Source organism: Acinetobacter sp. UBA3025, assembly GCF_002367915.1.
Classification (GTDB): Bacteria; Pseudomonadota; Gammaproteobacteria; order Pseudomonadales; family Moraxellaceae; genus Acinetobacter.
Genome location: NZ_DFDO01000251.1, coordinates 1 through 9,767 on the forward strand (window position 1 = coordinate 1; position 9,767 = coordinate 9,767).

The following is a 9,767-nucleotide window of genomic DNA, read 5'->3' on the forward strand; positions in this document are numbered from 1 at the left end:
AATGTTGCCCGCACCAATGAACAGTGCAAAGGTCATAAAACCTAAGGCCACAATATCTCTTGTACGGAGACTTGTCATAGAGGGAGAACAAATAAATAAAAGAAAGCGATTTTAGTGTATATATGATGATTTTTGGAGTTTAATTTAATCCTGAAAGCCTTGATTTTACTGATCTTGACGATCGGATAATGTGAACTTTAAAAGCTTGGTAGAAATATATCTTTGATATTCAGTTGAAAAAAATATAATTTATTTTTAAATAAATAAATCATTTAGGCTTCACTCAATTATTTAAGGCTTATTGTTTGTATAAATAAGCAGCAGTGAAATTCTCTATAGCAAGTTTTAAGAATTGTCATGCAGAGCGAACAAATGCGCATCTTGGCTGAAAAAGGACTATAATTTCCTGATTCACCTTGAGGATAGATCCATGCGAGCTCCAGCGATTACTCTGAAAACCGAACAAGATATCGAAAAATTACGTATATCTGGGCGTTTGGCTGCACAGGTTTTGGAAATGATCGGGGAGCATGTTAAGCCGGGTGTCACAACTGAATATCTGGATGACATCTGTCATGATTTTATCGTCAATACACTAAAAGTGACGCCAGCTAATATTGGCTATTATGGTTATACCAAAACCACCTGTATTTCACCGAATGAAGTGGTTTGTCATGGTATTCCATCTCCGAATACGGTCTTGCAAGATGGCGATATTATTAATATTGACGTTGCGATCATTAAAGACGGTTATTTTGGCGATACCAGTCGAATGTATTATGTCGGTACACCAACTCCTGAAGCCAAACGTCTGGTCAAAACCACTTATGAAGCTATGGTTGCCGGGATTCATGCCGTTAAACCGGGCGCAACCCTAGGCGATATTGGTTATGCAATCCAGTCTGTTGCACAGCGTGAAGGCTACACCATTGTGCGTGAATATTGTGGTCATGGGATTGGTAAAATTTATCACGAACAGCCAAACATTCTGCATTACGGACAACCAGGTCAGGGCATCAAACTGGTACCCGGTATGGTCTTTACCATTGAACCTATGGTCAACATGGGTAAAGCGCGTGTTAAAGAGTTGAAGGACGGCTGGACAGTCGTGACTGCAGATAAATCCTGGTCGGCTCAATGGGAACACATGGTAGTCGTGACTGAAACAGGTTTTGAACTGTTATCGCCGTGGCCAGAAGGCACTGGCGAATATCCGGAAATTTAAATTATTTTTCATGTTATGCATTGAAATACAGTAGCTTACATAAATTACAGCATACGTGTTATTAATGACAAAAGCCTACAAAATACTACATGAAGAAGTGGTTTAACCAGCCAAATTCTCTTAATCTATTTATAGTTAGTTGATATTTGCTTTGTTAGATGTCTGATTGCTGTGTATTAGATTTGGCTTGGCGGTAGTAGTTTCCTTTCGTTCACTTCATGCTGTAGTGAATCGTTTTTATTAGCTCATTTTTCCCCAAGAATGAGCTATTTTTTTGCCTGAAATATGTCTATTTATACAAGATGCAGATGCTCAACCAGATAATCAATAAATACTCTTACAGCTGGTAACAGACCACGACGGGAAGGATAAACCAGATGGAAAATTCCATGTGCCGTTTTCCAGTCTGAAAGTACCCGAACCAGTTCGCCCCGTTCTATATATTGCTGCACGACATTATCGGGCAATAAGGTAATACCACAGCCTGAAGCTGCCAGTTGTGCCAGCATATTCAGGTCTGATCCCATTACGGTCGGGTTGATCCGGATTTTCTTCTGTTGCTGCTGCTCATTCTGCAATATCAGGAACTGTTCAGTATGTTCCTCAGCCATGCTTAAAATTTTATGTTCAGAGAGCTGTTCAGGTGTTTTAAGATCGCCAAATTCATTTAAATAGCCCTGACTGGCAAACAGATGCTGTTCAATTTTTTCAAACTGACGAATCACCAGATTCGGATCATCATCCAGGCTGGTCCGTACCCGTAGGGCCAGATCAAAGCCTTCATTAATAATGTCTACACGTCGATTGGTGATCATCATCTGGACTTTAATTTCAGGATATTTTTTCAGGAAATCCGGCAGGATTTTTGCCATTTCATTCTGGGCAATGGAAACGGGCAGGCTGATTTTAATGGTACCACGCGGTTCAGTACTGAGATGATCCACCAGATCATGGGCGGCCTGTGCTGCACTGAGCATCACTTGTGCATGTCGATAGATATTCATGCCAATATCAGTGACTGCAAAATGGCGAGAACTACGCTGAATCAGGCGGACGCCAAGGCGTTCTTCCAGATTATAAACGCGGCGGCTGAGCTTGGATTTGGGAATATCGGTAGCACGTTCAGCCGCACTAAAGCCGCCATGTTCCACGACCTGCGCAAAACAGTAAAAATCATCCAGATCAGTCAGCATCGTTTAATTCCATTCCTGCAACAATAGGCTGATTAAAAAATGATTGTTGCATACTGTCAACTATAGAATACGAATTTTGAATGATGACTAGATCTCGGACTCAAGTAATTTAAGTAAGGTTTTCATGCCTTCTGTGGCCGTCTGGGAAATCTTGTGAAACTGAACGGGTAAATGCTGTTGATCTGCTTTGGGATCAATATAATAAGCTGTGCAGTGAGCTGGAATCTCATGGATTAAACCAGCAACAGGATATACTTGCAGGCTAGTTCCAATAACCACGAAAATATCAGTATCCTGTACACAATCTTGTGCTTCTTCATAAGCTGGTACAGCTTCGCCAAACCAGACCACATGTGGACGTAGTGGATAGCCATCCTTACAGAAGTGTTTAGTTAAATCTAATTCAGTCCCTTCAATCGGATAAAACTCGGTGGTGTACTGGCAATTCGGGCCTGAGGTTTTGGCTAGGCAGATATTGCCATGCAGGTGAATAACCTTAGAACTTCCGGCACGTTCATGCAGATCATCAATATTTTGGGTAATCACATGGACATCAAAATCATCTTCAAGTTCAGCAATGAGTTGATGAGCTGCATTTGGCTGTGCTTCCAGAATATTTTTACGTCGGGCATTATAAAAGCGTTGCACCAGTTCCGGATTTTTAGCCCAAGCTTCCGGTGTGGCTACTTCTTCTATACGATACTGTTCCCAAAGCCCATCACTGTCACGAAAGGTGTTAATCCCACTTTCAACACTCATGCCAGCACCTGAAAACACCACCAGTTTTTTCATGATTTCTTCTCCTTAATCTTTAAGCCGCTGAAGAGCTGGACTGTAAATTTTCTTTCAGAAAGATGCCGAGCTCCTTGGCAAATTTGAGTGGTTCGGTCAGTAAAGGGGTATGACCAGATTTGTTGAAAAGCACATGTTTAGCCTGAGGCAGGCTTTGGGCAATCAGGCGCTGGCCTTCCACAGGATAAAGTTTGGACTGCACACCGCTAAAGAAAGTCACCGGACAAGTAAGCTTCGCCAGAGCTTCACGATAATCTTCCTGATGATATAAATAATTATTGATGTACCACGTCATATAATCTACCCGACTGGAAGGCAGGAGCAGGCTTTGCAGACGAGGTCGGTTCAGGATGAACTTAAACACTTTTAAACTGGCTGGACGATCATTTTGTAGCTGGATGAAGCGCAGCCATAATGCTGTAATTTGCTGACGTACTGCAGTATCCAGATTCCGAATGAGTTCAATCTGCTGATGTTCTGCAAGTAATGTTGAAAGCTGCTGCAAAATTTCAATAAATTCCTGATGGCGTGGACCAAAAAGTCCAAATGCCCAAGCATCATCAACCGGAATCTTCGGTGTTTGGTCAATATGCAAATAAGCTGCTATATGTTTGGCAAAATCCCCGTAGCACAAGCCATGCATGGTGGTTGTCGCACCCATAGAGTAAGCAATTACAATGAATTGATCTAAATTGAGCTGCTGGATCACCGACTGAACATCAAGCCAGTGACTGGAAATTGCATCCAGGTCTTGCGGAATTTTGCAGTGACTAGATGCCCCAAACCCACGCCACTCGGGAATAATAAAGCGGAAATTTTTCTGATGTGGATAGAGAAAAGCTGCCCATTGCCAGCTCAACATGCCCAGACCTGATAGGACCAGGACCGGTTGACCCTGACCGTATTCACGTACAAATAACTGTTCGCCATCTGGCATGCTATAGAAGGGCATGCATATCTCCGTATTTATAATTTTTCTACATCGAATTGTTTAAGTTTGGGAATAACCTGTTCGAGCCAGGCAATCCAGCCCAGTTCTTGGTCAATACCCAGTTGCAGAATCATTTTATGAATATACAGGGTTCGGTCATTTTCGTCAGCTTGAGCAAAGTCTTTGGCGAAAATCTGCTGATAGGTTTTAAGCTTCTCTTTATGTATTTCTAGATGGCGTTCCAGTTCAGGTAAGGTGCTGTTGCCGCCCAGTTGGGCTTCTGCACGTAGACGAACCATCAATTCTTCACGAAGCTGTGCAGGAGAACTATGCTCCAGCATCCAGTTAGCCAGTTCTTCCCGGCCGAGTCGCTCTACCTGATAGGTTTTTTTACGGCTATGAGAATCTTCCTCTTCTAGGGTCGAAATCCAGCCTTTTTGCAGCATGGCATTCAATTCACGATAGATCTGCTGATGGGTGGCATTCCAGAAGAAACCCATGGAGCGGTCAAAACGGCGTGCTAGCTCAATGCCGGTACTCGGTTTCTCAATCAGGCTGGTGAGTAAAACATGTGATAAAGACATAAACGTCTCAAAAAAGTGACTCGGGATTATTATGCAACATGTTGCATAATAATCAATTCTGCACTATAAATTAGTGCAACAAGTTGCATAAGGCTGATGCTTGATGGAAATAAATCAGTCAGCCTGAATAAAAATAGCCAGCACATCTGCACGCTAGGGAGTTGAAATGTCTAAATATCCGAATTTACTTGCCCCACTGGATCTGGGTTTTACCACGCTTAAAAACCGTGTCTTGATGGGCTCCATGCATGTGGGCTTAGAAGAAGCACCGGGCGGTTATAATCGGATGGCTGCCTTTTATGCAGAACGTGCCAAGGGGGGTGTAGCCTTAATTGTCACAGGTGGTATTTCGCCGAATGATCATGGCGTCACTTTTCAGGGTGGTTCCAAGCTCGACACGATTGAAGAAGCTGAAAAACATAAAGTCATTACACAAGCCGTGCATGAGGCTGGCGGAAAAATTGCCATGCAGATCCTGCATACTGGCCGTTATTCTTATCAGGCAGAAAATGTTGCGCCGTCTTCAATTCAGGCACCGATTAATCCAGTCAAACCGCATGCTTTAAGCTCGGCTGAAGTGCAGCAGACCATCGATGATTTTGCTAACTGTGCCAGACTGGCTCAGTATGCTGGTTATGACGGTGTCGAAATCATGGGCTCAGAAGGTTACCTGATCAATGAGTTCATCGCAGCACGTACCAATCATCGTGATGATGAATGGGGTGGCAGCTATGAAAACCGTATCCGTTTCCCGATTGAAATTGTACGCCGTACCCGTGAAATGGTCGGTGAGAACTTTATTATTATTTATCGTCTTTCGATGCTGGATCTGGTTGAAGGCGGTTCAACTCTAGAAGAAGTGATTCAACTCGCCAAAGCTATAGAGAAAGCCGGCGCGACGATTATCAATACCGGCATTGGCTGGCATGAAGCGCGTATTCCGACCATTGCTACCAAAGTGCCACGTGCGGCCTTTACTTGGGTTACGCGCAAGCTAAAAGGTCAGGTGAGTATTCCTCTTATTACCTCTAACCGTATTAATACGCCGGAAATGGCAGAATATGTCCTGGCTACAGGCGATGCCGATATGGTGTCAATGGCACGTCCAATGCTGGCAGACTCTGAGTTTGTCTTAAAAGCAGAACAGGGCCGTAGTGATGAAATTAATACCTGTATCGGTTGTAATCAGGCCTGTCTGGATCATATTTTCTCGATGAAAATTGCTACCTGTCTGGTGAATCCACGCGCGTGTTATGAAACTGAACTGATCTTTAAAGAAACCAATGTAGTGAAAAATATTGCAGTGATTGGTGCAGGACCAGCGGGTTTAAGCTTTGCCATCTATGCAGCAGGTCGTGGTCATCATGTCACTGTATTCGAAGCTTCAGCACAGATTGGTGGGCAATTTAATATTGCGAAGACCATTCCAGGTAAGGAAGAGTTTTATGAAACCTTACGTTATTTCAAACGTCAGATTGAGTTGCAACCCCGTATTCAATTGAAATTAAATTGCACCGCGACCTTTGATCAGCTGATTTCAGCCGAATTTGATGACATTGTGGTTGCCACTGGGGTGACACCGCGTCAGCTCGATATTCCTGGAATTGATCATCCTAAAGTGTTGTCTTATCTGGAGGTACTAAGAGAGCGTAAACCAGTCGGCCAGCGTGTAGCGATTATTGGTGCAGGGGGTATTGGCTTTGATACGGCTGAGCTGCTTAGTCATGGGACCGAAAGTGGTAGTGTCAATCCGGAAAAATTCTATGATGAATGGGGAATCGATACTAACTATGAAAATGTTGGTGGACTCAAGACCGCCAATGTAGAACAGCCTGAACGTGAAATTTATTTATTACAGCGTAAAGCAGCTTCTGTCGGTTCAAGTCTGGGTAAAACCACAGGCTGGATTCACCGTACTGGCTTAAAACACCGTAATGTCAAAATGATTGCCGGTGCAAGCTATGAAAAAATTGATGATCAGGGTCTGCATGTGATGGTAAATGATCAACCTGCAGTGTTAGACGTAGATAATGTCATTATCTGTGCTGGTCAGGAATCTTATACTGCCATGTTTGATGAACTAAAAGCTGCCGGTAAAAACGTGCATCTCATTGGTGGTGCGAAAGAAGCTGGCGAGCTGGATGCTAAACGTGCGATCCGTCAGGGTGCTGAATTGGCTGCGGTAATTTAATTGATAAAATTTAAAAGATGACAGTTTTTGCTTTCATACGAAATTGTCATGAAAGAAAGTTGATTCGCAACATTCCCTCTCCTTTGTTAAAGGAGAGGGTTAGGGAGAGGATTCTATTCTGAAACAACAGAATCACCCTAAGTCCCCCTTTTTGCAAAGGGGGACTTTACAACAAAAAGGAAATAATAATGACACTACAAATAACCCAAACTGCAATCACGCGCTGGCATGAAATGTTGGAAACACGTGACATATCTATATTGAATGAACTCCTTGCGGACGATGTTGTATTCCGCTCGCCCGTGGCTTTTCATCCTTATCCTGGGAAACAGGTTGTATTTTTTATCTTGAGTAATGTGATTCAGGTCTTTGAAAACTTTAGTTATCACCGCGAATTTCTTAGTGAAGATGGTAACAATGTTGTACTTGAGTTCTCCGCCAATGTCGGCGATAAGAAACTTAAGGGAATCGACATGATTCAGTTCAATGATGAAGGTCAGATCATTGATTTTGAAGTAATGATACGACCAAAATCTGGACTTGAAGCCTTAGCTATAGAAATGGGCCAGCGGATTCAGGCTTATCAGGCTAATACTTAATTTCCTACAATTGATTCAAGTCGGCATGAAGTTTGTACATCACTGATAGAAAACTAGAGGGGAATACAGATGAAAATGTGGCTTAAAAAAATGAGTCAACTTTCAAGTGAATATCTGGACCGCTTTAGCGGAGCAGATCTTCCAACACTTTATTATAATCCGAATGGTTTATTTTCTGGTGTGATTGAACGTTTACCACTTTTAAAACAGAAATATCGTCCAACACCGTGGTTATCGAATGCGCATGCGCACATTCTATATCTGGACTTGATAAAAAAACGCACGATTAAGCTGCAATATGATGTGCTTGAGCAGCTGAATATGTCCGATGGCGGCATTACTGGCATTGCCTGGTATGGTTTAGATTTACCGCCAAGTACACCTACCATTGTGCTATTGCATACCATTACCGGCTCTCCGGAATCCATGCGGGAGCTGGTGCGTGACCTACATAAATATACAGGCTGGCGTGTTGCTCTGTGTTTGCGCCGTGGTCATGCTGACCTGCCAATGCCTGTGCCAAAAATGAACTTGTTTGGTTCAACCCAAGATCTGCGTGAACAGTTGCTCTATATTCAGGACAAGTTTCCTCAATCCGATCTCTATGGTGTGGGTTCCTCTGCGGGGACAGGATTGCTGGTTCGCTACTTGGGTGAAGAGGGCGAGCAAACCCCACTCAAAGCAGCCTTTGCTTTATGCCCAGGCTATAACACTGAAACCGGTTTTGCCTATGTACATCCGTTTTATAGCAAAGTCATGGCTAAAAAACTGATCAAACGTTTTATCCATCCTTATCAGGAAACCTGGCAGATTTATCCTTCATGGAAGCAATTGCTTGAGGTGAAAGACTTGTCTGAATTTGAACAGCGCTACTATGAGCTGGCAGGCTTTTCAGATTATGAAAGTTATACCAAGGCCACCAATCCAATTTATGTATTTGAAAATGTCAAAATTCCATTGATGATTTTGAATTCGGAAGATGACCCGGTCTGTCATATCCAGAATCTGGAACCGTATAAGGATGTCATTCGAGCCATGCCAAATATTGTGGTCGTCACCACTAAAAAAGGTAGCCATTGTGGCTTTTATCAGGGCTTAATGCAGACAGAATCATGGGCCACTCGTCTGATGGCAGATTATTTACTGCAACTTTCCGATACTCCAACGGCAGCTTGAAAGAGATTTTTAAACCATAAAAAACCCAGCATAAGCTGGGTTTTTTTGATGAAGGATTATATTAGTTTTCAAGTGCTGGCATAGCAGCAGCAATTGCATCTGCAACTGCATCATCTTCAGACTTATTTGCAGAAGATGAGTTGTTTTTAGGAGCGGCTGGTGTTGCTGCAGGTTTTGCAGGCTGCTCAGTGCTTGAGTTTGTTTCAGCTGCAGGCGCAGACTCTGATTGAGCAGGTTCCGGTTTTTTAACTTCACGGCGAATTTCAGTCGTAGTATTCGCAGTTTGTTCGCGCTGGATTTCAACAGTCGGTGCTGCTGGTGCTTCTTCAACCGGTTCAACTGGTGTTGATTCTAATGGTTCAACAGGCTCAAGTTGTACAGGTTCCGGAGCAACCACTTCAGATGCTGGAGTAACTTCGGTTTGTTCTTCTTCTTTTGGAGCTTCTTTTTTTACACAACCAGTCAGTGTAAGGCCAGTCAGGATCAGGGTACAGATTAAAAGTTTCTTCATCATCATTGCATCAAACAGAATAGTGTAGGGTGTGAATGTTCCTATTATAGCAGCAAAATGCAATATATAAATCATATGAACTTACTGTAATTTTTTTCAGGAATTGCTGTTAGAATAGTCAATTGTTTATTGTTCTTTGATTTGATGCGGATTGACTTTGCTTTATTGGTACAAGGTAAAGTAAAATTGCGCAACATTGCAGGCCGATTTAGGCTCGATTGTACGAGAAACCCAATGACCCATTTTATTTTCGTGACTGGTGGTGTTGTTTCATCACTAGGTAAAGGTATTTCAGCTGCTTCTGTTGCTGCACTTTTAGAAGCCCGTGGTTTAAAAGTGACCATGGTAAAAATGGATCCATACATTAATGTCGATCCAGGGACTATGAGCCCATTCCAGCACGGTGAAGTTTTTGTTACAGAAGACGGTGCTGAAACAGACTTAGACTTGGGTTACTACGAACGTTTCTTGCGTCGTGCGAAAATGACCAAACTGAATAACTTTACATCAGGCCGTGTTTACCAGGATGTTCTGAATAAAGAACGCCGTGGTGACTACCTGGGTG

The 9,767-nt window shown here is 42.9% G+C and carries 10 protein-coding genes and 1 pseudogene; 5 read left to right on the plus strand and 6 right to left on the minus strand.

Features of this window, described 5'->3' with window-relative positions; all coding sequences use genetic code 11:
- On the minus strand, positions 1 to 78 hold a 78-nt coding region (locus B4J23_RS10630), incomplete at its 3' end, for a branched-chain amino acid transport system II carrier protein (RefSeq protein ID WP_291360545.1).
- A gap of 352 nt (positions 79 to 430) precedes the next feature.
- Between B4J23_RS10630 and map the strand changes: the two genes are divergently transcribed.
- On the plus strand, positions 431 to 1,225 hold the full coding sequence (map, locus tag B4J23_RS10635) for a type I methionyl aminopeptidase (protein WP_166134899.1): 795 nt from the start codon (positions 431 to 433) through the stop codon (positions 1,223 to 1,225).
- Between the two features lie 293 nt (positions 1,226 to 1,518).
- Here the strand turns inward: map and B4J23_RS10640 are convergent, their stop codons facing one another.
- The 4 genes from B4J23_RS10640 to B4J23_RS10655 form a co-directional block, all read right to left on the minus strand.
- Complete coding sequence (locus B4J23_RS10640) at positions 1,519 to 2,418, minus strand: LysR substrate-binding domain-containing protein (protein ID WP_166134896.1); 900 nt, start codon at positions 2,416 to 2,418, stop codon at positions 1,519 to 1,521.
- Positions 2,419 to 2,505: 87 nt separating this feature from the next.
- Positions 2,506 to 3,210, minus strand: coding sequence for an SIR2 family NAD-dependent protein deacylase (locus B4J23_RS10645; RefSeq protein WP_291360538.1), 705 nt, complete (start codon positions 3,208 to 3,210; stop codon positions 2,506 to 2,508).
- A gap of 19 nt (positions 3,211 to 3,229) precedes the next feature.
- On the minus strand, positions 3,230 to 4,162 hold the full coding sequence (locus B4J23_RS10650; RefSeq protein WP_291360540.1) for an alpha/beta fold hydrolase: 933 nt from the start codon (positions 4,160 to 4,162) through the stop codon (positions 3,230 to 3,232).
- A gap of 14 nt (positions 4,163 to 4,176) precedes the next feature.
- Complete coding sequence (locus B4J23_RS10655) at positions 4,177 to 4,725, minus strand: PadR family transcriptional regulator (RefSeq protein WP_034171062.1); 549 nt, start codon at positions 4,723 to 4,725, stop codon at positions 4,177 to 4,179.
- Positions 4,726 to 4,891: 166 nt separating this feature from the next.
- On the opposite strand from B4J23_RS10655, the gene B4J23_RS10660 reads away from it, so the two are divergent.
- The 3 genes from B4J23_RS10660 (at position 4,892) to B4J23_RS10670 (ending at position 8,691) form a co-directional block, all read left to right on the plus strand.
- Positions 4,892 to 6,916 carry an NADPH-dependent 2,4-dienoyl-CoA reductase gene (locus B4J23_RS10660; RefSeq protein ID WP_291360542.1) on the plus strand — a complete coding sequence of 675 codons (2,025 nt, stop codon included), beginning with the start codon at positions 4,892 to 4,894 and terminating at the stop codon, positions 6,914 to 6,916.
- Between the two features lie 188 nt (positions 6,917 to 7,104).
- A complete protein-coding gene (locus tag B4J23_RS10665; protein WP_166134885.1) occupies positions 7,105 to 7,515 on the plus strand; it encodes a nuclear transport factor 2 family protein in 411 nt (136 codons plus the stop codon).
- 69 nt (positions 7,516 to 7,584) lie between these two features.
- Positions 7,585 to 8,691 (plus strand): YheT family hydrolase, encoded by a 1,107-nt coding sequence (locus B4J23_RS10670; protein ID WP_166134882.1) that lies wholly within the window; start codon positions 7,585 to 7,587, stop codon positions 8,689 to 8,691.
- 61 nt (positions 8,692 to 8,752) lie between these two features.
- Here B4J23_RS10670 and B4J23_RS10675 read toward each other — a convergent pair whose 3' ends face one another.
- Entirely contained in the window at positions 8,753 to 9,208 is a 456-nt protein-coding gene (locus B4J23_RS10675) for a hypothetical protein (protein WP_218951781.1), read from the minus strand.
- Positions 9,209 to 9,436: 228 nt separating this feature from the next.
- Here B4J23_RS10675 and pyrG point away from each other — a divergent pair.
- Positions 9,437 to 9,767, plus strand: a pseudogene (pyrG, locus tag B4J23_RS10680) (CTP synthetase); the annotation flags it as partial.

What these genes read in the sequence shown, in the direction of transcription:
- map (WP_166134899.1), top strand. Translation starts at nt 431, where the DNA reads ATGCGAGCTCCAGCGATTACTCTGAAAACCGAACAAGATATCGAAAAA.
- B4J23_RS10640 (WP_166134896.1), bottom strand. Translation starts at nt 2,418, where the DNA reads ATGCTGACTGATCTGGATGATTTTTACTGTTTTGCGCAGGTCGTGGAA.
- B4J23_RS10645 (WP_291360538.1), bottom strand. Translation starts at nt 3,210, where the DNA reads ATGAAAAAACTGGTGGTGTTTTCAGGTGCTGGCATGAGTGTTGAAAGT.
- B4J23_RS10650 (WP_291360540.1), bottom strand. Translation starts at nt 4,162, where the DNA reads ATGCCCTTCTATAGCATGCCAGATGGCGAACAGTTATTTGTACGTGAA.
- B4J23_RS10655 (WP_034171062.1), bottom strand. Translation starts at nt 4,725, where the DNA reads ATGTCTTTATCACATGTTTTACTCACCAGCCTGATTGAGAAACCGAGT.
- B4J23_RS10660 (WP_291360542.1), top strand. Translation starts at nt 4,892, where the DNA reads ATGTCTAAATATCCGAATTTACTTGCCCCACTGGATCTGGGTTTTACC.
- B4J23_RS10665 (WP_166134885.1), top strand. Translation starts at nt 7,105, where the DNA reads ATGACACTACAAATAACCCAAACTGCAATCACGCGCTGGCATGAAATG.
- B4J23_RS10670 (WP_166134882.1), top strand. Translation starts at nt 7,585, where the DNA reads ATGAAAATGTGGCTTAAAAAAATGAGTCAACTTTCAAGTGAATATCTG.
- B4J23_RS10675 (WP_218951781.1), bottom strand. Translation starts at nt 9,208, where the DNA reads ATGATGATGAAGAAACTTTTAATCTGTACCCTGATCCTGACTGGCCTT.